Consider the following 20,501-nt stretch of genomic DNA (forward strand, 5'->3'; position numbering starts at 1 on the left):
GGCGGTCGCGGCGGTCGTGCCGCTGTGCTGCTTTCACGGCGCTGCTGGTCGCGGTGAGTTCGCCGCTTGCCGCAGTATGGCACCGTCGGTTGGTGGCGGTCTCGCTCGTGCGGTGAGCCCAACGTCTCGTTGTGACTCGCCGCCGCCGTGGAGGGAATCGGGATTCGGCCCCGTTATCCTTCAGCGTTCGTGCCACCGGCCGGTGTGCACATCGGATCGAGACGTTCAGGAACCCACTCATGGCCGTACCGAAGAAGAAGAAGTCGAAGGCCAAGACCCGCAGCCGTCGGGCAGGGAGCTGGAAGCTCAGCGCCCCGGCGATGAGCAGCTGCTCTCGCTGTGGCACCGCCAAGCTGCCGCACCGGGTCTGTGGTTCGTGCGGTTGGTACAAGGGCCGTCAGGCACTCGACGTCGGCTGAGCGCCGCTCGGCGCTGGCATCCACCTGCCATGACCACACGACGCTCATGAGCGGACGTCTGCCCGTTGCGCTCGACGCAATGGGGAGCGATAGCGGGCCATCGGTGCTGGTCGAAGGGGCGCGTCTGGCCGCTGAGCAGGGCGTCGGTGTCCTGTTGGTCGGCGATCCCGACCGCCTCGGCGACGTCGGCAGTCTCCCGATCAAGCCGGCGTCCGAGGTCGTCGAGATGGGCGCCGAGCCGGCCGCAAGCGTGCGGCGGCTGAAGGATTCCTCGATCGTGCGTGCGGCCGAGGCCGTTCGCGATGGCGAGGCGTGTGCCCTGGTCAGTGCCGGCAACACCGGCGCGGCCATGGCGGCATCCTTGTTGCGGATGGGCCGAATCAAAGGTCTGACCCGACCGGCCATCGCCGTGCCGTTCCCGGTCTTCGGCTCCACCGAGACCACACTCCTCGACTGCGGTGCCAATGCCGAGTGCCAGCCGGAGTGGCTGGTGCAATTCGCCGAGATGGGTGCCGTGCACAACCGCGTCCGCTTCGGTGTCGAACGCCCCCGGGTCGGGCTGCTCACCATCGGCGAGGAGGCGGGCAAGGGAAACCAGCTGGTCAAGGACGCAGCGAAGCTCCTCGAGGAGCCGGGATGGGCGGCCGACGTCGGCGCCGAGTACATCGGCAACGTCGAGGGTCGCGACCTGATGCTCGGCGTCTGCGATGTCATCGTCTGCGACGGGTTCACCGGCAACGTCGTGCTGAAGTCGATCGAGGGGGCGATGTTGGTCGCCCGGACCCAACTGCGGGCTGCCATGGCCTCGACGCCCGAAGGAGCGCAGGCCAGCGAGGTCATCGCGCCACTGATCAACCCGGTCATCGATCGTCTCGACACCGAGCAGACCGGTACGGCGCTCCTCTTGGGCGTCCGTGGGGTGTCGTGCATCTCACACGGTTCGTCCGATGCAGCCACGATCGCGCGTTCGATCATCACAGCGGCGGGCATCGCCGATGACGGCATCGTCGACCGCCTGCGCGACATGATCGACTCGCGTTCCTGAATCGAATTCAAGCACTCCACTCGGCCACGGACCGGCTACACTCTCGGCGTTCTGGCCCCTCCGAGGAGCACGAATGCCTGCCGAGACCCATATGGAGCAATCCCCAATGACCCGTGCCGAAGTCCTCGAACTGGTGCGCGACCGCTTGGCGGACATCCTGGAAATCGAACCCGAGGAAATCCGCGAAGGTGCGTCGTTCGCCGACGATCTCGAGGCCGACTCGCTTGCGCTCATCGAATTGGTCGAAGCGCTCGAGGAAGAACTCGCCGACCGCACGGTTGGCTTCCGGATCGACGACGAAGACCTGCAGGACCTCAAGTCCGTCCGCGATGCCGTCGACTACGTCTACGCCAAGGCGGGGGCCGAGTCCTGATCACGGCCGACAGCGAGAACTCCCTTCATGAGCGGCTCGGGTATGCGTTTCGAGATGAAGCGCTGCTGACCCTCGCGCTCACGCATCGGAGCTATTGCGCCGAGAACGACGACGCCGAGTCCAACGAGCGGCTCGAGTTCCTCGGCGACGCTGTCGTCGGGTTGGCGGTCACCGGCTACATCCATTCGGCCTACCCCGAACTGCCCGAGGGGCAACTGGCCAAGCTGCGAGCTTCGGTCGTCAACACCACCACGTTGGCCGACGTCGCCCAGCAGATCGGGCTGGGCGACGACCTCCGCCTCGGCCGTGGCGAGGAGATGTCCGGCGGGCGGAACAAGGAATCGATCCTCGCCGACGCCTTCGAGGCGGTGATCGGTGCGGTCTACGTCGACAGTGACTGGGAGCGTGCCAACGAGATCGTGCTCGAGTGTCTTGGCGAGCAGATCGCCCACGGGGCGCAGCGGCCGGGTCGACTCGACTACAAGACCCGCCTCCAAGAACTCACCGCGCAGCTCGAACTCGGCTCGCCGGTCTACCGCATCACCGGCTCGGGGCCGGACCACGACAAGAACTTCGTGGCTGTCGCGCTCGTGCAGGGGATCGCACGGGGCGAGGGCTCGGGTACATCCAAGAAACGGGCTGAACAAGCGGCGGCAAGCGCAGCGTGGTCGGCCCTCAATGCTTCACACGCAGGGGAAATGGGCGAGAGCAATGCTTGAACTTCCAGAGATCGAAACGCTGAAGCGAGATCTCGAACGCGACATCGCCGGGCGCAAGATCAAGAGCGTCGACATCAAGGTGCTCAAGACGATGCCGCGTCACCGTACGAAGAAGAGCTTCTCCGACCTGGTCGATGGAGCGAAGGTGGTCGTGGTCGAGCGCATCGACCTCGCCATCGTGCTGCAGTTGAACAACGAACACTCGATCGTGATCGAGCTCCTCGGCGATGCGTCGCTCTCCCGGGTGGCCAGCAAGGAGTCGACCGAGTCGGGAACGGCGCTCGTCTTCACCTTCACCCAGGGCGGCGACCTCCGAGTCGTCGACCCCGGGACCGATTCTCAGATCGCCGTGGTCCCGACCGAGGAACTGAACGACGTCCTACCGAACGCCGGTGGTCTCGATCTGTTGGCTCGCCCCATCTCGTGGGTGATCTTCGAGCGCTACATGAAGTCATTCGATGCGCCGCTCAAGACCGTGCTGACCGACCCGAGCGCCTTTGTCGGCATCGGCGACATCTACTCCGACGAGATCTTGTTCGACGCCGGGCTGCGCTTCGACCGTCCGGCCAACGAGTTGTCGACGCAGGAGCTGCGTCGCCTCTACCGATCGGTGGTCGGGATCCTCTACGACGCCATCAAGTACCGTGGGGTGTCGCTCGAGAGTCGCCCGTTCATCGATCTCACCGGTGCGCCGGGTGAGTACGGGGACCACCTGGCGGTCTATGGCAAGGACGGCGATCTCAGCCCCCGCTCTCGGCTCCCGATCGAGAAGGCGCAGTTCAAGGGCCGCACCGTCTACTACTGCAACACCCAGGTCTAGGGGAACCCGTCGGCCCTGGGGGCCTTTGGGGTTCCTGCGAGTTGTTCGCTGCGCTCACAACTCGGGGAGCGGGTCGGCCCTGGCGGAGCCGACGCTCGGTGCGGGATCCAATCGGTAAGCTTTCACGCTCACCGGCGGACGACGAGGTGTCTTTGTGTATCTGAAATCCTTGGCGATCAAGGGGTTCAAGTCATTTGCCGATCCGGCGACGCTCGAGCTCGAACCGGGTGTCACGGTCGTCGTCGGCCCCAATGGTTCGGGCAAGTCGAACGTCGTCGATGCCCTGGCCTGGGTGCTCGGTGCGCAGGCACCGAAGGCCGTCCGCTCGCAAAAGATGGACGACGTGATCTTCGCCGGCACCGCCAAGCGGCCGGCGCTGGGCCGGGCCGAGGTCTCGATCACGATCGACAACTCCGACGGCACGCTCCCGATCGAATTCTCCGAGGTACAGGTCACCCGCACCCTCTTCCGTACGGGTGAATCCGAGTACGCCATCAACGGCGTGTCGTGCCGTCTGCTCGACGTGCAAGATCTGCTCTCGGACTCCGGCGTGGGTCGCCAGCAGCACATCATCGTGTCGCAGGGACAGATCGACGCCGTGCTCAACGCCCGTCCCGAAGATCGCCGCCAGATCATCGAGGAGGCCGCCGGCGTCCTCAAGTACCGCAAGCGCAAGGAACGATCCGAGCGGCGCCTCGCCTCCACCGACGACAACCTGGCCCGACTCAGCGATCTCGTGCGCGAGGTCAAGCGGCAGCTGAAGCCGCTCGAGAAACAGGCGAACGCCGCTCGTCGTCACGGCGACCTCATCACCGAACTCACAGCGCTCAAGCTCCATCTCACCGGACGCGAGCTCCGGTCGATCACCACCGCACTCGAGTCGGCCAAGCGGCAGCACCACGAGTTCGACGCTCGTGAGCGCGACCTCGCTGTCTCGCTGGCTCGTCTCGACGCCATCGTCATCGACGCCGAAGCCGAACTGAACGCGCTCGGCGGCTCCGATGTCACCGACATCTTGAGCCGAGCCCGAAGCCTGCGGGAGCGGATCCGAGGTCAGGTCAACGTCGTCGCCGAACGTCACCGTCGCCTCTCCGGCGAACTCCAGTCGACGGTCGACGAAGGCGTGGTGTCCAGCCTCGAGGCGGAATCGGCCCGCATCGCCGCCGACCTCGCCGCAACACTCGCCGACAAGGAGGCGCTGGCGCCCGAGTTCGAATCGCTCGAGCAACGAGCTGCCGCCATGGCTGCCGACCTCGCCGCGTTCGAGGAAGAGTGGGGCGAAGGGGTCGGTCCGGCGCCGGTCGCCGCCGCCGAGGTCCGGGCCCAGCTGACCGCTCTGCGCTCGGCCGCCGAGCGAGATCGTCAGGAGAGCAACCGCATCCTCGAACAGCTCGAGACCATCTCGGAGCGTCGCGATCGGCTCGAACGCGACGGTGCGGCGGCTGCCGCCGATGCCGCCCGGCTCGAGGCCGACGAACTCCCGGCACTCGAGTCGGCGTTCGCCCTCGCCCAGAACGACCGTGACCGAGCCGAGGTCCAACTCGAAGCCGCCACCGAAGAACGACGCGCCGCCGACGCCGACGTCAACCGCTGGCAGGCCCGGGCCGACGCCCTCGAACAGGCTCTCGCGTCGGCTCGAAGTGCCGCCGGGGCCGACGCGCTCGCACAGGCGTCCGGCGTCCTCGGCATCCTGCTCGACCTGGTCGACATCGATGACGGCTGGGATGCCGCGGTCGAGGCCGCCGCGGGCGAGGCGTTGCAGGCCGTCGTCGTCGATGACGTCGACAACGGTCGGGCCGCATTGGCGGCGCTCGCATCCAGCGACCTGACCGGCGCCGTGCTCGCCCTGTCCTCACGGCGCACCGCACCAACGGTGCGCGATGTCGGCGTACCACCGGTGCGCGAAGTGGGCGCACCAACGGTGCCCGGTGTTGGTGCATCGGTGCGGTCCCATGTCCGCGCCACACGGTCCGACGTCGAACCGCTGCTCGACGCGCTCTTCGCCGACGCCATCGCCGTCGAGGGCGATTGGCGTGCGGCGGTCGACACGGCGCTGGAACATCCCGAACTGACCGTTGTCACCCGATCAGGCGACCGTTTCGCCAGTTCGGGTTGGCGCATCGGCCAGGCGGGAACCGGAGCGACGGGCGCCGCGCTCGACGAAGCTCGCCACGAAGCCGAGACGGCCGCTCGGCGGGCCGCCGACGCAACGGCCCAGGTCAACGACGCTCGAGCCGAACTCGAAGAGGCGAAACGGCAGCGGCGCCAGCTCGAGGAGCAGCTGCGGGTGGCCAAGCGAGAGTTCGAGAACGCCACGGCTGCGGCCGAGCGGGCCAAGGTCGAGATGGAACGGGTTTCCGCCGATCGGCTCCGCCTCCAGAACCAGCAAGCCGAGATCGCCGCCCGCCAGGATCGGGATCGCAGCGAACTCGACGACCTCCAACTGCAGCTCCCAGGCCTCGAAGCCGATGAGGCGGCACACCTCGACCGCACCCAACAGATGGGCCGGCTCCGGGCGTCACTCGAGGACCGCAACCGTGCCCTGTCGTCGGTCCGCACCAACCTCGAGGTCAAGGCGGCCGGCATCACCGAGCGCGAAGAGATCCTGCGTCGCCGCACGAGCGAGGTCGAGCAGCGACTCGAACGGCTCGTGGTCGAACGCGAACAGGCTCGGGTCCGACGCGAGAAGCTCGAAGTGCAGCTTGGTGTCGTCCAGGGACTTGCCCGAGAACTCGACGAACATGGCCGCCGCCTCGCCGACTGGTTGGTGGCGCTCGAGGCCGAGCAACAGGAACAGTCCGTGGCCGTCAAGGACGTGTCGCGGCACCTGTCGGCCAAGCGCGGTGAGCGCAAGCAGGCAGAGCGGGAGCTGGTCGAGGTACGCGAACGTCGCTCGAAGGTCGAGTTGGGCGAGACCGAAGCCCGAGTCCGGCTCGAGACCCTCACCGAAGCCATGCGCCGTGAGCTCGACGTCGAGCCCGAGGTCGCGATGGCAGCGCCGCTGCCCGACGTGCCGGCGAACGCGACACCCGAGAGCCGAGTGCGCGATCTCGAGCGTGAGCTCAAGTTGCTCGGGCCGATCAATCCGCTGGCGCTCGAGGAGTTCGCCGAAATCCAGGAGCGTCATGAGTTCCTGACGGGTCAGCTCGACGACATCAAGTCGAGCCGGCGCGAACTGCAGCGGCTCATCCGCGAGATCGACGAGCGGATCGTCACGGTTTTCTCCGAGGCCTACGCCGACGTCGCCACCAACTTCACCGAGCTGTTCGACACCCTCTTCCCCGGTGGTAAGGGCACGGTGCAGCTGACGAATCCCGAAGACCTGCTCAACTGCGGTGTCGAGATCGAGGCCAAGCCGGGCGGCAAGAACGTCAAGAAGCTGTCCCTGCTCTCCGGTGGCGAGCGTTCGCTCACCGCGCTCGGGTTCCTCTTCGCCGTCTTCCGCAGCCGGCCCTCGCCCTTCTACGTGATGGACGAGGTCGAAGCGGCGCTCGACGACATGAACATCAGCCGCTTCCTGTCGCTGATCGAGGAGTTCCGCAAGGACGCCCAGCTCATCATCGTGAGCCACCAGAAGCGCACGATGGAAGCAGCCGATGTGCTCTACGGCGTGTCGATGAAGCCCGGTGGGTCGTCGAAGGTCGTGAGCGAGAAGGTCGAGAAGAAGCGAGCCGAGATCGATCTCACCGCCGACGGCACGGCGGCCGCGACCGACGATGTCGACCTCAGATCAGACGCTGGAACCACCAAGCACTGAGCAGCGATGACACCAGGAGAAGGACGAGGCCACCACCGACGAACCAGTCGGTGACCTCGCCCAGCTCGGTCTCGTAGCCGATCGCGGAGCCGATGTCGGCGTAGACCGCCTCCAGCTCGCTGAGGTTCTCGGCGGCAAAGAAGCTGCCGCCGGTGGCGTCGGCGATGGCCCGCAGGTTGTCGTCGCGCACCGGCACCGGGATCATCTCCTGCTCGACCTGCGGAGTGGCCGGGTCGTCGTAGGCGATGGCGCCGTTGCTGGTACCGAACGCAATGGTCGAGACCTGGACGTCGTCGGCAACCGCCTGGGCGACGGCCTCGGCGTCAGGTCGTCCGACGGTGGTCTCGCCGTCGGACAGCAGGACGATGCGCGACGGCGGGATCTCGCCGTTCTCGTCGGCGCCGGGTGCCGCAGCGAGCGCGTCGAGCGAGGTGAAGATCGCCTCACCGATGGCGGTCGACTCGGCGAGTTGCAGACGGTCGATGGCCCGGTGGGCCGCGGCGCGATCGGTGGTGGGTGGGACGAGCACCGAGGCCTGCCCCGCAAACGCGACGATTCCCACGTTCAGCGTGGGCGGCAGTTGATCGACGAACCGGTTGGCAGCTTCTTGCGCCGCCAGCAGTCGGGTGGGATCGACATCGGCCGCCTCCATCGACAGCGAGACGTCGATGGCGACGATCACCGTGGCGCGCTCGCGCGGCACCTGTCGTTCGGTGGCGGGCTGGGCGAAGGCGGTGACGAACGTGGTGAGCGCCGCAAGGAAGATGGCGGTAACGCCATGGCGGCGCCAGCCCGGACGGTTCGGGATCACCGAGTCGAGCATGTGGGCCGAGGCGAGACGCGCTGCGTAGGCCTTGCGTCGACGCTGAGCGACCACGTACAACACGGCGAGCAGCCCAACGACGACCAGCAGCCACAGGCGTTCGGGGGAGAGGAAGCTCATCGGCGGGCTCCGGGGGCATTCATGCGCAGCCGACGATTGGCCATGAACGAAACGACGTCGTCGAGCCAGGCACGGTCGGTGGAGAGACGAAGGTGCTCGATGCGATGTTTGCGAAAGGTCGCCGCCAGGTGCTCGTGATGGGCGGCGGCCGCATCGGCGTAGGCCTGGCGGACCGAGGCCTTGTTGGTCGCGAGCTCGCGGAGCTGGCCGGTACCTGGGTCGACGACGGTGAGGAGGCCCACGTTGGGGAGCTCGGCCTCGCGCGGGTCGCTGACCTCGATCGCCAACACGTCGTGGCGCACAGCGGCGATCGCCAGCGCGTCCTCCCACCCTGCGCCCACCCGGAAGTCGGACACCACGGCCAAGAGGCCCCGGCGTTTGGCGATCCCGTTGACTCGATGCAGGGCGCCGGCCAGATCGGTGACGCCGCCGGAGTCATGACGGGGGCTCGACGCCAGCGAGTGCAGGATGTGGAGCAGGTGCCGCCGGGTGCCCTTGGCCGGAATGACGGTGTGACCGCCGTTGCGGTCGTCGCTGATGTGCTGACCCCTGGGTGGTCGACCTTTGTGCTCTATGAGGTCACTCTGCCGCTGGCCGGCGAGCACGGCGCCGATCCGGTTGCCATCTCGGTTGGTCAGGAACCCCACGGCGGCGGTGCCGGCGAGTACCAGGTCGCGCTTCTCCACGTTGGCGGTGCCGAAGTCGAGGCGCGGCGAGCGGTCGGCGAGGATCCAGGTCTCGAGCTCACGGTCGGCAATGGTCTGGCGGATGTACGGCTCGGACAGGCGAGCGGTCACATTCCAGTCGATGCGGCGAACGTCGTCGCCGGGGGCGTAGCGACGGGTCTCACCGAGCTCGGTGCCGTGTCCTGGGACCAGGCCCCGATGGTCGCCGTGCAGGAGCCCATCGAGGCGCACGGTGACATCGAGCTCCAGACGACGCAACAGCTCGCGGGTGCGCCCATCGGAGACATCGGACGCGTCGATCACGACGGGCTACCCGGGGGTGGGGGAGTGGACGGATCGGTGGTGGCGCGATCAGCGGTGTGATGGTTCGGCGCTGGCGCCGTGCTCGGTGCCCACGTGGTGTCGGCGGGAGTGCCAGCGGTGGTGTCGGGCGCCGGCACGGCTGGCAGGTCGGAACCGCTGGTGCCGGGAGCGCTCATGCGTTGGTCGCCCGAGGGCATCGGGGGCGTCGGGAACGAATCCTGGTTCGGCAGTGGCGGCAGGTTCATCGGTGTGGTGGCATCGGTGGGGGACACCGGTGACGGCGTGGCCCCTGCCGACGCCGATGTGGCAGACGTCGGGGCCGGGGTGCTCGATCCGTTGCCGGTGCCGGATGGCCAGCCGTTGCCGTTGGCCGCCGGAGTGAACGATCGTGCGGTGGCCGCAGGTACGACCGAGAGCAGCCGGTTGATCACGTCGTCGGTCGACAAGCCCTTGGCCAACGCCTCGTAGGAGAGCATGAGCCGGTGGCGCAGGACGTCGCGAGCCACGTCGAAGATGTCCTGTGGGACGACATAACTGCGGCCACGGAGGAGCGCAATGGCGCGACCGGCCGCCACGAGGCCGAGCGAGGCCCGGGGGCTCACGCCGAATTCGATCAGGGGCGCCAGCTCGGGCAAGCCGCGCAACGATGGTTCGCGGGTGGCCATCACCACGTCGACCGCGTACTGGGCCACCGAGACATCGACGTAGACCCGGTCGGCCATGGCCTGGAGTTCCTCGAGTTGGCCGAGGGTCATCACACCATCGGCATGAGGTGTCGACGTTCCCATGCGGCGCACGATCTCGAGCTCCTCGGCCGGCGAGGGGTAGCCCACCGTGACCTTCATGAGGAAACGGTCGCGCTGCGCCTCGGGGAGGGTGTAGACGCCTTCGGACTCGATGGGGTTCTGCGTGGCGAGCACGAGGAATGGCCGGGGAAGCGGACGGGTCTCGCCGCCGATCGAGACCTGGCGCTCGGCCATGACCTCGAGCAGCGCCGACTGGACCTTGGCCGGGGCACGGTTGATCTCGTCGGTGAGGAGCAGGTTGGCGAACACCGGACCCCACTCGATGTCGAAGCGCTGCTCGTCGGCTCGCCAGATACGGGTACCAATGAGGTCGGAGGGAAGGAGGTCGGGCGTGAACTGCAGGCGCACGAACGAGCCGCCGATGGCCTGGGCGAGCGTCGACACCGCCAGCGTCTTGGCCAGCCCGGGCAGGCCTTCGAGCAGGATGTGGCCCCGGGCCAGGAGGGAGACGAGCAGCCGCTCCACCATGTGGTCCTGCCCGACGATGACCTTCTTCACTTCGAACAGCACCCGCTCGAGGTGCTCGGCGGCGGACTGTGGCGTGCCGAACTCGGTGCGGGCAGCGAGCGGACCGCCGCCATCGCCGGACCGGTGGAGCTCGCCAGGGGAGTGCGCATTCATGCGAACAGTCAATCCGATGTGAGCGAAAGCGCGACGAAAGGCTCGAATTGTCCACCTAGCGTTGTGGCCATGCGGATCCTGGTGGTCGACGATGAACCCGAGCTGGCCGAGGCCATCGCCGCGTCGCTGCGGCGGGACGGCTATGCGGTCGATGTCGCCAACACGGCGACCGACGCCCTCGACCGCCTGATGCTCAACCCCTATGACCTCGTCACCCTCGACCTGACACTTCCCGACCTCGATGGTCGAGAGGTCTGTCGGCTCATCCGGACCGACGCTCGCTACGACCCGTCCACCCGGGTGCTCATGGTCACCGCTCGCGACGAGATCGCCGACCGGGTGGCCGGTCTCGACGACGGCGCCGACGACTACCTCGTCAAGCCCTTCGCGCTGGCCGAACTGTCGGCGCGGGTGCGTAGCCTGCTGCGACGCGAAGTCACGGGCGAAGATGCCGTGCTGCAGGTCAGTGAGTTGCGCCTCGACACCGCACGCCGGACCGTCACCTGGGCAGGAACACCGGTTGAACTCACCACGAAGGAGTTCTCACTGCTGCGGTACTTCATGACGAACCAGGGAGCGGTGCTCAGCCAGGAGCGACTCCTCGAACACGTCTGGGACGAGATGGTCGATCCGTTCACCAACACGGTGCGGGTCACGGTCGGCACGCTGCGCCGCAAGCTGGCCGCCGCCACCGACCTGGTCCTGATCGAGACCGTGATCGGAGCGGGCTACCGCCTGGTCGATCCGTCGACCGCTCCTGACGGCGAACGCGAGGCACCGACGTCGTGAGACGGTCACCTCGCTGGACCAGCACGATCCGCTTCCGACTGGCGCTCAACTATGGGCTGGTGGTGTTCGCATTCGGCAGCCTGCTGGTCGGCGGACTCTATGTGTTCCAAGCTCGCCAGCTCGACGAACCGGTCGTTGCCGAGGGCGTCGTCGTCGAGGGGGCAGGTCAGCGGTTCGCTCTGCTGACCGGCGACGAGGTGCGACGGACCCAGCTCGAGTTGTTCGAACGTGAGGTCAACAAGCGTTCATTGGAGCAGTTGCGTCGCAACAGCCTCTTCGGCGTCGCCGCGCTGGCCCTCATCAGCTCTGCTGCCGGCTGGTCGCTGGCCGGAACGGCGCTGCGTCCGGTGAAGGCGATCAACGCGGTGGCCCGCGACATCACCGGCTCCGACCTGTCGCGCCGCATCGAGATGCCAGGACCTCCCGACGAGCTGAAAGAGCTCGCCGACACCTTCGACGGGATGCTCGACCGAGTGCAGGACGCGTTCGAGGAGCAGCGCCGGTTCGTCCACGAGGCGTCGCACGAACTACGTAATCCGTTGGCGATCGCCCGCTCCAATCTCGAGCTGGCGTTGACCGCCGGGGGTCGGATTCCCGAGGCGAGCGACGACGATGACGAGCTGCGTCGGGCGGCGGTCATCGCATATCGGTCGACCGGGCGGATGAGCGTGTTGGTCGACGACCTGCTCGAGCAGGCCCGCAACGGTGTGAGCGAGCTGAAGCAGACCTGCGTCGACGTCAACCGGTTGTTGACCGGCCTGGCCGGTGAGTACCGAGCCGCGGCGGGGGCGGCGGCAGTCCACCTCGATCTCAGCGGCATCGGTGCGACGCCGCTCGAGGTGCTCGGCGACGAGCCGGCGCTGCGCCGGGCGGTGGTCAATCTCGTGGCCAATGCGCTGCGACTGGCCCCGGCGGGTTCGACGATTTCGCTCGCCAGTCGCGCCGTCGACGGGTGGATCGAACTCGAGGTCCGTGACGAGGGGCCGGGCATCGACCCTGCCGACCACGAATCGGTCTTCCAGCGCTTCTGGCGCGGCAACGACGTCGGTGCCGGGAGCGGACTCGGTCTGAGCATCGTGCGTCGCATCGCGGAGCGGCACGGTGGGTCGGTCGTGCTCGACTCCGCACTGGGCGAAGGTGCTCGATTCGTCATCCGACTTCCCGACCAGCGCGGTTCCTCGGCCAGACTGACGGGGTGATGGTCGGTCGGGCGAAACGAGCGGGACGGTGCTCGTCCCACGGTTGCCGACGGCCTTTACCTCGACTTTTCGGGTGGATTCCTACAGTTGGGGCAGCGGTTGACGAAGACGGAGACGTGACGGCGCACCGCGCCAGCTTCGCCGGCAACGGAAGGGGAACACGAGCATGACTGCACCTCAGTGGGGATTCGATCCGACGCCGTCGACGGCGCCCCCCGTGCGTCAGCGCTCGGTCGCAGCGACACCTTCGGCCTTCAACATCGACGCCGGCGCCCCGCCCGCTCCGCCGGCACCGCCCGACCCGTTCGGCTACCCGGGGGCCTCGAACCCGAACGCCGGGTTGTGGAACCAGCAGGGTCTCGGCGTGCCGGTCTCGGCCCCCGTTGCACCCGCAGCTGCGCCGTCGTGGTCGGGAACGGCGACGACGCCACAGGGGGCGGGTGGTTCGCAACGCTCGAGCGGGGGCAGTCGATGGGGCTGGCGCGCTCTTGCGGCGTTCGTTGCCGGCGGTGCGTTGACCGCCGTGGGCTTCGGCGTGGGCATGAACACGCGCGACGACAACCAGCTCGCCACCTCCACCGGGGCGACGGTGCCGGCGGCAACGACCAGCGATCCGATCGTCGTCACCCCGCCCGACCTCGACACCAGCGAACCGGCGGCGTTCGTCGCCTCGATCCTCGGGCCGTCGGTCGTGCAGATCAACACCCAGCTCGGACTCGGATCGGGCGTGATCTTCGACGACGGCCTGATCATGACCAACAACCACGTGATCGACCGGGCCACGCAGATCAGCGTGCGGCTCAGCGACGGCCGGTCCCTGCCGGGAACACTGGTGGGCACCGATCCTCGCACCGACATCGCCGTGGTGTCGGTGGGGACGGGCCACAACCTGACCCCCGCCACACTGGCGACCGACCAGGTCCTCGAAGTCGGGCAGTACACCGTCGCCATCGGTAGCCCGTTCGACCTGCAGCAAACGGTGACCTCGGGCATCGTCTCGGCGGTCAACCGCCCCGTGTACAACGGTGCCGGCTGGAATGCCATGGTGCAGACCGACGCGGCCATCAATCCTGGCAACTCCGGTGGTGCGCTGGCCGATCGTGAGGGCCGGGTGATCGGGATCAACACCGCCATCCAGACCGACGGCGTGAGCGCGACCAACGCCGGCATCGGGTTCGCCATGCCGATCACCACGGCCTACGACATCGCCACTCGCATTCTCGATGGGGAGACCCTCACCCCTGGCTTCCTCGGTATTGCCGGTGAGGCGCCGGGCGAGGACCTCGTCGGTGTGTCGGTGGCGACCGTGACGCCCGGTGCTGCGGCCGACCTGGCCGGTATCCAGGTGGGTGATCGAGTGATCAGCCTGGACGGTGCGCCCGTGTCGAGCTTCGAGGAGCTGGCCGGTCTGATCCAGACGAGCTTCCCCGGCGACGAGGTCGTGGTCGAGATCATCCGTGGCAGCGAGACGCTCGAGATCACGGTGACGCTCGGCGAGAAATAGCCCCGTCGCAGCTGGCACGATCGCCGGCAATTCAGTGGCGGGCTGGGTGAGGTGCCACCCCCATTAGGCTCGATGCTCGTGGACACCATTTGGATCATTCTCATCGCCGCTGTGGCCCTGGCACTGCTCGCGCTCTTGGCCACCAGGTTCATGTCGGGCCGTCGCACGCTTCCCGGTGGCGGTGGGACCGGGCAGGTCGCCGCCGCGTCAAGCGTTGCTGTCGAAGAACGCGACGACCTCGATGGGGTCCTCGAGACGCTCGATGTCAATGACTCGGTGGTGGTCGACGACACGGCCACGACCGATGACAGGGCCACGACCGATGACATCGCCACGATCGACGAGCTCGAAGAGGCGCTGGCCGACGACAAGCTCGTCGAGGAACCGCTCGTCAAGCCGTCGTTCTTCGACCGCCTGGGCAAGGCGCGTTCGGCCCTCACTGGCTATCTCGGAGGCCTCGTCGGCCTGGGCAAGGTCGACGACGAGGCATGGGAAGACCTGGAGGAGGCGCTGATCCGAGCCGACGTCGGCGTGGGCGTCACCATGAAGCTGATCGCCGAGGTGCAGGACAAGGCGAAGGAGGCCGGCGTCGACGACGGTCCGGGCATCTTGGCCCTGCTCAAGGAGGAGATGCGGGCCGAGATCGCCAATGAGGATCGATCGCTCACGATCGACGAAGGCGAGACCAATGTCTGGCTGTTCGTCGGGGTGAACGGTGTGGGCAAGACCACCACGATCGGCAAGCTCGGCCGTCGCCTCGCCGATGAGGGGAACACCGTGTTGATGGCGGCCGGCGACACGTTCCGCGCTGCCGCCGCCGAGCAGCTCACCATGTGGGCCGAACGCTCGGGAGCCGAGATCGTTCGTGGCAACGAGGGCGGCGACCCGTCGTCGGTCATCTTCGACGGCATCCAGGCCGCCAAGGCACGAGGATGCAACGTGGTGCTGGCCGACACCGCCGGTCGACTCCAGAACAAGTCGAACCTGATGGAGGAGCTGTCGAAGGTTCGTCGCGTTGCGTCCAAGGAGCCCGGGCACGTGTCCGAGGTCTTGCTGGTGATCGACGCGACCACCGGTCAGAACGGGATGAGTCAGGCGAAGGTCTTCGCCGACGCCGTCGATGTCACGGGCGTGGTGCTCACCAAACTCGACGGTTCGGCCAAGGGCGGGATCGTGTTCGCCATCGAGAGCGAGCTGGGTCTGCCGGTCAAATTGGTCGGTCTCGGTGAAGGGGTCGGCGACCTCGTCGACTTCGACCCCGACGCGTTCATCGACGCCCTCTTCGAATAGGCTGAAAACCTCATGTTCCAGAATCTGACCGACAAGTTCGAAGGCGTCTTCTCGAAGCTCTCCAAGAAGGGCGTGCTCACCGAAGCCGACGTCGACGAGGCCCTCAAAGAGATCCGCATCGCACTGCTCGAGGCCGATGTCAACACCTCGGTGGTGCGCAGCCTTCGGAACCGGATCAAGGAACGTGCCGTTGGCGAAGAGGTCCACAAGGCCCTCAACCCGGCCAACATGGTCGTTAAGATCGTCAACGAGGAGCTCACGGCGAGCCTCGGTGGCGAGACCTTCAACCTCCGCTACAACTCGAAGCCGCCCACCGTCATCATGATGGCGGGTCTGCAGGGCTCGGGTAAGACCACCACCTCGGGCAAGCTCGCCAAGTGGATCAAGGCCCAGGGCCGCAACCCGCTGTTGGTCGGTGCCGACCTCCAGCGCCCGGCCGCCGTCGAGCAGCTGCGCACCCTCGGTCGTCAGGTCGACGTGCCGGTCTTCTCCGAGCCGTCCGACCCGGTCACCGTCGCTCGCAACGCGATCGCCGAAGCCAAGCGTCTCGGTCGAGATGTCGTGATCGTCGACACCGCCGGCCGTCTGGCCATCGACGAGGCGTTGATGGAGGAGGTCCGCCAGATCTCCGAGGCGGTCTCGCCGGATTACACCTTCCTCGTCGTCGACGCCATGACCGGCCAAGACGCGGTCAGTGTGGCCGAGGCCTTCCACGACAAGCTCGAACTCGACGGCGTCATCCTCACCAAGCTCGACGGCGACGCCCGCGGTGGTGCTGCGCTGTCGGTGAAGGAGGTGGTCGGTCGCCCGATCGCCTTCGCCGCGACCGGCGAGAAGCTTGACGAGTTCGAGCTGTTCCACCCCGACCGGATGGCCAGCCGCATCCTCGGCATGGGCGATGTGCTCACCCTCATCGAGAAGGCCGAGCAGACCTACGAGAAGGAAGAGGCCGAGCGGGCTGCCGAGTCCCTCATGGACGGCACCTTCACGCTCGATGACTTCCTCGAGCAGATGCAGCAGCTCAAGAAGATGGGTCCGCTCGGCGGACTCGTGAAGATGCTGCCGGGGCTTCCCAAGGAGATGCGCGACGTCGATGTCGACGACCGTGAGCTCGCCCGGGTCGAAGCCATCATCAAGTCGATGACCAAGCAGGAGCGGGCCAATCCCGACACCATCGACGCCTCTCGCCGCAGCCGGATCGCCAAGGGGTCGGGCACCAACCCGAACCAGGTGGCCATGCTGGTCAAGCAGTTCTCCGAGATGCAGAAGATGATGAAGCGAATGGGTGGCTTCGGCACGAAGAAGGCCAACCGCAAGGCACGCAAGAACAAGAAGGCGAACCGTGGTGGCGGTCGAGTCACCGCGAAGCAGACCGCCCGCATCTCCGAGCCCGGAACGAAGAAGACCAAGGCGCCGCTGATGCTGCCCGGTCTCGATCGTCTCGACAATGCCGACTTCGAGCAGTTGGCAACCGAGCTCGACGAGCTCGGTCGAAAGTCCTGAACTGGACGAGCTCGGTCGCAAGTCCTGAGCTTGACAAGCGCCACGTCCGCTTCGGAGTGGAGTGCAACACTCGCGACGGTAGGCTCATCCGTCGTTTGTCTGTTCGCTCCATCGGTGGCGGATCCGATCCACTGATCGGTGTCGTCACGCCGAGGGCAGACCAACACCATCTCGTCCTATCACTGAAGAGGAAATCCTGTGGCCGTTCGACTCCGTCTCATGCGAATGGGTAAGAAGAAGCAGCCGACCTACCGCGTGGTCGCCGCCGATGCCCGTTCGCCCCGCGACGGTCGGTTCATCGAGATCGTTGGCACCTACAACCCTCGTACCGAGCCCTCCGAGATCATCATCGACAAGGCGAAGGCCGTGCATTGGCTCGCCGTGGGCGCTCAGCCCACCGAGCGGGTGCAGAAGCTGCTCGAGGTCTCCGGTGCCATGCAGGCCTGGAAGGACGGCAAGACCCCCGAGGAGCTCGCCGAGGCTGCTGCGGCCGAGAAAGCCGCTGCCGCCGAGTCCGCTGCGGTCGAAGCGTGAGCGACACCCTCGCCCCCACCGCCGAAGCGGTGCTGTTGCACCTGTGCCGGTCGGTCGTCAGCTCACCTGACGACGTGTCGGTCGAGGCATCGAGCGTCGACGACGCTCGGATTCGTTTCGACGTCACCGTCAACAAAGACGACATGGGCCGCGTGATCGGGCGCCGCGGTCGTGTGGCGTCGGCCATCCGCACCGTCGTCGGTGCTGCGGGCGCCAAGGACGGCGTCACCACCGAGGTCGAGTTCGTCGAGTGACGAAGCGGCTCGAAGTGGGCCGGGTCGCGAAGTCCCACGGGCTTCGTGGCGATGTCCTCATCAAGTTCACCACCGACCGCCTGGCAGAACGCACGGCGGTCGGTTCGCGTCTCGGCATCGGTGACGCCGACTATGTCGTCACCAGCGCCAAGCCCTACCAGCAGCAGTGGTTGGTCCACCTCGACGGTGTCGACCGTCGGGAACAGGCCGATCTGTTGCGGAGCAAGCTGGTGGTCGCCGACCCGCTCGACGACGCCGACGCGCTGTTCGTCCACGAACTGATCGGTCGGAAGGTCGTCGATCAACACGGAACCGATCACGGCGAGGTCGTCTCGGTCGTTGCCAACCCGGCGAGCGACCTGCTCGAGTTGGCCGACGGCCGGCTGGTCCCCATGGTCTTCGTGCTGTCGACATCGGATGGGTTGATCTCGGTCGAGGTGCCCGCCGGACTGCTCGACGGCGACGACTGAGCCAGGCCGCGATGAGGGTCGACATCATCACGATCTTCCCCGAGGTCATCGAGGCGTACGGCTGGGCCAGCATCCTCGGGCGGGCCCGAAATGCCGGCCACCTCGATCTGCGTGTTCACGACTTACGCGCCGCCGCCGACGACCCTCACCGCTCGGTCGACGATTCGCCGTTCGGTGGTGGCGCGGGCATGGTGCTCATGCCCGACCCGATCTTCCGGACCGTCGAAGCAGCCGACGTCCCGAGGCCGATCCTGTACCTGTCGCCCACCGGTCGCACGCTCGACCAGGCCTACGCCCGTGAGCTCTCGACGCTCGACGGGTTCACCCTGCTGTGTGGTCGCTACGAAGGCGTCGACGAGCGGGTGCGCACCCACTTGATCGACGGTGAGGTGTCGATCGGGGACTACGTGCTGGCCGGTGGCGAGTTGGGAGCACTCGTCGTTCTCGAAACGGTCGCCCGGCTGGTGCCGGGTGTGCTGGGCAACACCGAATCGGCGGCCGACGAATCGTTCAGCGATGGGCTGCTCGAGTATCCCCACTACACCCGACCAGCGGAGTACCGGGGGTGGGAGGTGCCGGCGGTGCTGCGTTCGGGCAACCATGCGCTCGTCGAGCGATGGCGACGAGCACAGTCCTTGCGACGGACCATCGACCATCGCCCCGACCTCATCGCCGCTCGCGGTGGGCTCGACGAGGCGGATCGTACCCTCCTCGCCGAATTCGACCTGGACTGAGCTGGGCTCGCTCGGTCTGGGCGCCGTGGAGCAGTCTCGCGGAGAGGAATTGTGGCGTGGCCGCCATATCCTCGTTTGCTGCGCCGTTCCGGCCCTCGCTCTCCACGAGCCTCCTCGCCAGTGAGGCTTCTACGCCACCAGGAAAGTGTCATGAACCTGACTGACATCGTTGAACAAACACAGCTGCGTGACGACGTTCCCAGTTTCGATCCCGGTGACACCGTGAAAGTGCACGTGAAGGTGGTCGAGGGAACGCGCGAGCGTGTCCAGATCTTCCAGGGCGTCGTCATCGGTCGTCAGGGCGCTGGCGCCCGCGAGACCTTCCGGGTCCGCAAGCTCAGCTTCGGTGTCGGCGTGGAGCGCACCTTCCCCGTCCACTCGCCGATCATCGAGAAGATCGAGGTCGTCAGCCGTGGCGACGTCCGCCGGGCCAAGCTCTATTACCTGCGCGACCGTGTCGGCAAGGCCGCCAAGGTCAAAGAGAAGCGCTTCAACTGAGCGTGATGCTCGATCGAGCATGAACCGGTGAGTACCGACGATCTCGAACGCTACGAAGCCGAGATCGAGCTGGAGCTCTACCGGGAGTACCGAGACGTCATCAAGATGTTTCGTTTCGTGGTCGAATCCGACCGCCGTTTCTACCTCGCCAACGAGGTCGTGCGACTCTCCGCACCTGGCGCTGCCTTCGTGGAATACGAGCTGACCGACGCATGGGTGTGGGATATGTACCGCCAGACGCGTTTCTTGCACCGGGTGACCGTGGCGAGTTCGCGGGGCATTGCCGTCGAGGAGCTGCCGGCCTCCGAGCTCTGAGCGGCCGCGACCTCGGGCATCATCGATGCCAACGGAGGTCGCCATGAGTGCGGGGCGGACCAGGACCGAGCTGGCGCGCTTCGGCGAGGATCGCGCTGCCGAGTGGTACCGCGAGCGGGGCTTCGAGGTGCTCGAGCAGAACTGGTTCTGCCCGCCTGCCTACGGGCGCGGCGAACTCGACGTCATCGTGAAGAAGGGCTCGTTGGTCGTGATCTGCGAGGTCAAGACTCGCACCTCGACTCGATTCGGGTATGGGCACGAGGCGGTGGGTTGGTCGAAACAACAGCAGGTTCGCAAGCTGGCGACGATCTGGCTTCACGAGACCGCCAGCCCCCATCGGGGATATGTCGAACTCCGCTTCGACGTGGCCGATGTCGATGCCAGCGGGCACGTGCGTATGTACGAGCAGGCCTTCTGACGATTCGAGCGCTGCCCTGATGTGCGACGAGTGTCGGCCGAAGCTGTCCGCGCTGAGGCAGTGGCGGGGGAAGCTCGCCTCTTCGAGGCGCACCGCCGTCCTTCGCCACTGCCAACGCACCTCCAGCGGTCGAGCGCCGGCTACGACGACGTGAACAGTGCAGGTACCCGATCGCGGGGGCGGCCGATGATGGCGGTGGTGGCGGTCTCGATCACCGGCCGCTGCAGCAGCTTGGGGTGTTTCACGAGTAGTTCGATGACGACCGCGGGGTCGTCGAGCGTTTCGGGATCGAAGCCGTCTCGCCCCACCACGGTCTCGTTGAAGAACTTGTCTCGTCGCACGAGATCGCCCGGCGGATCTTCGAGTTTCGAGAGCACTCGCTCGAGGGTGGCCCGGTCAGGCTTGTCCTTGAGGTAGAGCACGATCTCGTGGTCGATGCCCTTGTTCTGCAGCACGTCCAGTGCTGCGGTCGACGAGCTTCAATGCGGGTTGTGGAACAGG

Annotated in this window: 22 protein-coding genes; 18 read left to right on the plus strand and 4 right to left on the minus strand. The window is 66.9% G+C overall.

The window, feature by feature from the left end:
- Positions 1-239: 239 nt before the first annotated feature.
- The 6 genes from rpmF to smc all read left to right on the plus strand — a co-directional run bounded on the left by rpmF (position 240) and on the right by smc (position 7,133).
- Positions 240-419 (plus strand): 50S ribosomal protein L32, encoded by a 180-nt coding sequence (rpmF, locus tag R2733_14985; GenBank protein ID MEZ5377809.1) that lies wholly within the window; start codon positions 240-242, stop codon positions 417-419.
- A 46-nt stretch (positions 420-465) separates the two neighbouring features.
- Positions 466-1,464 (plus strand): phosphate acyltransferase PlsX, encoded by a 999-nt coding sequence (plsX, locus tag R2733_14990; GenBank protein MEZ5377810.1) that lies wholly within the window; start codon positions 466-468, stop codon positions 1,462-1,464.
- 106 nt (positions 1,465-1,570) lie between these two features.
- Positions 1,571-1,837, plus strand: coding sequence for a phosphopantetheine-binding protein (locus R2733_14995; GenBank protein MEZ5377811.1), 267 nt, complete (start codon positions 1,571-1,573; stop codon positions 1,835-1,837).
- On the plus strand, positions 1,837-2,556 hold the full coding sequence (rnc, locus tag R2733_15000; protein ID MEZ5377812.1) for a ribonuclease III: 720 nt from the start codon (positions 1,837-1,839) through the stop codon (positions 2,554-2,556). Before R2733_14995 ends, rnc begins: the two co-directional genes overlap by 1 nt.
- Positions 2,549-3,376, plus strand: coding sequence for a DNA-formamidopyrimidine glycosylase family protein (locus R2733_15005; GenBank protein MEZ5377813.1), 828 nt, complete (start codon positions 2,549-2,551; stop codon positions 3,374-3,376). Before rnc ends, R2733_15005 begins: the two co-directional genes overlap by 8 nt.
- Before the next feature lie 154 nt (positions 3,377-3,530).
- Entirely contained in the window at positions 3,531-7,133 is a 3,603-nt protein-coding gene (smc, locus tag R2733_15010; protein MEZ5377814.1) for a chromosome segregation protein SMC, read from the plus strand.
- Here smc and R2733_15015 read toward each other — a convergent pair.
- From R2733_15015 to R2733_15025, 3 genes are read right to left on the minus strand one after another with little or no spacing between them, the layout of a single operon-like run.
- Entirely contained in the window at positions 7,102-8,076 is a 975-nt protein-coding gene (locus R2733_15015; GenBank protein ID MEZ5377815.1) for a VWA domain-containing protein, read from the minus strand. The genes smc and R2733_15015 overlap by 32 nt on opposite strands.
- Entirely contained in the window at positions 8,073-9,065 is a 993-nt protein-coding gene (locus R2733_15020; GenBank protein MEZ5377816.1) for a DUF58 domain-containing protein, read from the minus strand. Before R2733_15020 ends, R2733_15015 begins: the two co-directional genes overlap by 4 nt.
- On the minus strand, positions 9,062-10,492 hold the full coding sequence (locus R2733_15025) for an AAA family ATPase (GenBank protein MEZ5377817.1): 1,431 nt from the start codon (positions 10,490-10,492) through the stop codon (positions 9,062-9,064). The genes R2733_15020 and R2733_15025 overlap by 4 nt, the downstream gene beginning before the upstream one ends.
- Positions 10,493-10,561: 69 nt before the next feature.
- Here R2733_15025 and R2733_15030 point away from each other — a divergent pair, with 69 nt between their 5' ends.
- The 12 genes from R2733_15030 (at position 10,562) to R2733_15085 (ending at position 20,000) form a co-directional block, all read left to right on the plus strand.
- Positions 10,562-11,281 carry a response regulator transcription factor gene (locus R2733_15030; protein ID MEZ5377818.1) on the plus strand — a complete coding sequence of 240 codons (720 nt, stop codon included), beginning with the start codon at positions 10,562-10,564 and terminating at the stop codon, positions 11,279-11,281.
- On the plus strand, positions 11,278-12,480 hold the full coding sequence (locus R2733_15035; protein MEZ5377819.1) for a HAMP domain-containing sensor histidine kinase: 1,203 nt from the start codon (positions 11,278-11,280) through the stop codon (positions 12,478-12,480). Before R2733_15030 ends, R2733_15035 begins: the two co-directional genes overlap by 4 nt.
- A 166-nt stretch (positions 12,481-12,646) precedes the next feature.
- Positions 12,647-13,984 carry a trypsin-like peptidase domain-containing protein gene (locus R2733_15040; GenBank protein MEZ5377820.1) on the plus strand — a complete coding sequence of 446 codons (1,338 nt, stop codon included), beginning with the start codon at positions 12,647-12,649 and terminating at the stop codon, positions 13,982-13,984.
- 78 nt (positions 13,985-14,062) lie between these two features.
- On the plus strand, positions 14,063-15,274 hold the full coding sequence (gene ftsY, locus R2733_15045; GenBank protein MEZ5377821.1) for a signal recognition particle-docking protein FtsY: 1,212 nt from the start codon (positions 14,063-14,065) through the stop codon (positions 15,272-15,274).
- A 12-nt stretch (positions 15,275-15,286) separates the two neighbouring features.
- A complete protein-coding gene (ffh, locus tag R2733_15050) occupies positions 15,287-16,777 on the plus strand; it encodes a signal recognition particle protein (protein MEZ5377822.1) in 1,491 nt (496 codons plus the stop codon).
- 198 nt (positions 16,778-16,975) lie between these two features.
- Positions 16,976-17,311, plus strand: coding sequence for a 30S ribosomal protein S16 (rpsP, locus tag R2733_15055; GenBank protein MEZ5377823.1), 336 nt, complete (start codon positions 16,976-16,978; stop codon positions 17,309-17,311).
- A complete protein-coding gene (locus R2733_15060; protein MEZ5377824.1) occupies positions 17,308-17,565 on the plus strand; it encodes a KH domain-containing protein in 258 nt (85 codons plus the stop codon). Before rpsP ends, R2733_15060 begins: the two co-directional genes overlap by 4 nt.
- Positions 17,562-18,035 carry a ribosome maturation factor RimM gene (gene rimM / locus R2733_15065; GenBank protein MEZ5377825.1) on the plus strand — a complete coding sequence of 158 codons (474 nt, stop codon included), beginning with the start codon at positions 17,562-17,564 and terminating at the stop codon, positions 18,033-18,035. Before R2733_15060 ends, rimM begins: the two co-directional genes overlap by 4 nt.
- 11 nt (positions 18,036-18,046) lie before the next feature.
- Complete coding sequence (gene trmD / locus R2733_15070) at positions 18,047-18,769, plus strand: tRNA (guanosine(37)-N1)-methyltransferase TrmD (protein ID MEZ5377826.1); 723 nt, start codon at positions 18,047-18,049, stop codon at positions 18,767-18,769.
- Positions 18,770-18,919: 150 nt separating this feature from the next.
- Positions 18,920-19,267, plus strand: coding sequence for a 50S ribosomal protein L19 (rplS, locus tag R2733_15075; GenBank protein MEZ5377827.1), 348 nt, complete (start codon positions 18,920-18,922; stop codon positions 19,265-19,267).
- 27 nt (positions 19,268-19,294) lie between these two features.
- Entirely contained in the window at positions 19,295-19,582 is a 288-nt protein-coding gene (locus R2733_15080) for a DUF2469 family protein (protein ID MEZ5377828.1), read from the plus strand.
- 43 nt (positions 19,583-19,625) lie between these two features.
- Positions 19,626-20,000 (plus strand): YraN family protein, encoded by a 375-nt coding sequence (locus tag R2733_15085; GenBank protein MEZ5377829.1) that lies wholly within the window; start codon positions 19,626-19,628, stop codon positions 19,998-20,000.
- A 140-nt stretch (positions 20,001-20,140) separates the two neighbouring features.
- On the opposite strand, the gene R2733_15090 is transcribed toward R2733_15085, so the two are convergent.
- Entirely contained in the window at positions 20,141-20,455 is a 315-nt protein-coding gene (locus R2733_15090; GenBank protein ID MEZ5377830.1) for an ArsC/Spx/MgsR family protein, read from the minus strand.
- Positions 20,456-20,501: the final 46 nt, after the last annotated feature.

It is taken from the genome of Acidimicrobiales bacterium, from assembly GCA_041394265.1.
GTDB lineage: Bacteria > Actinomycetota > Acidimicrobiia > Acidimicrobiales > SZUA-35 > JBBQUN01.

What these genes read in the sequence shown, in the direction of transcription:
- rpmF (MEZ5377809.1), top strand. Translation starts at nt 240, where the DNA reads ATGGCCGTACCGAAGAAGAAGAAGTCGAAGGCCAAGACCCGCAGCCGT.
- plsX (MEZ5377810.1), top strand. Translation starts at nt 466, where the DNA reads ATGAGCGGACGTCTGCCCGTTGCGCTCGACGCAATGGGGAGCGATAGC.
- R2733_14995 (MEZ5377811.1), top strand. Translation starts at nt 1,571, where the DNA reads ATGACCCGTGCCGAAGTCCTCGAACTGGTGCGCGACCGCTTGGCGGAC.
- R2733_15005 (MEZ5377813.1), top strand. Translation starts at nt 2,549, where the DNA reads ATGCTTGAACTTCCAGAGATCGAAACGCTGAAGCGAGATCTCGAACGC.
- R2733_15015 (MEZ5377815.1), bottom strand. Translation starts at nt 8,076, where the DNA reads ATGAGCTTCCTCTCCCCCGAACGCCTGTGGCTGCTGGTCGTCGTTGGG.
- R2733_15025 (MEZ5377817.1), bottom strand. Translation starts at nt 10,492, where the DNA reads ATGAATGCGCACTCCCCTGGCGAGCTCCACCGGTCCGGCGATGGCGGC.
- R2733_15030 (MEZ5377818.1), top strand. Translation starts at nt 10,562, where the DNA reads ATGCGGATCCTGGTGGTCGACGATGAACCCGAGCTGGCCGAGGCCATC.
- R2733_15040 (MEZ5377820.1), top strand. Translation starts at nt 12,647, where the DNA reads ATGACTGCACCTCAGTGGGGATTCGATCCGACGCCGTCGACGGCGCCC.
- ffh (MEZ5377822.1), top strand. Translation starts at nt 15,287, where the DNA reads ATGTTCCAGAATCTGACCGACAAGTTCGAAGGCGTCTTCTCGAAGCTC.
- trmD (MEZ5377826.1), top strand. Translation starts at nt 18,047, where the DNA reads ATGAGGGTCGACATCATCACGATCTTCCCCGAGGTCATCGAGGCGTAC.
- rplS (MEZ5377827.1), top strand. Translation starts at nt 18,920, where the DNA reads ATGAACCTGACTGACATCGTTGAACAAACACAGCTGCGTGACGACGTT.
- R2733_15085 (MEZ5377829.1), top strand. Translation starts at nt 19,626, where the DNA reads ATGAGTGCGGGGCGGACCAGGACCGAGCTGGCGCGCTTCGGCGAGGAT.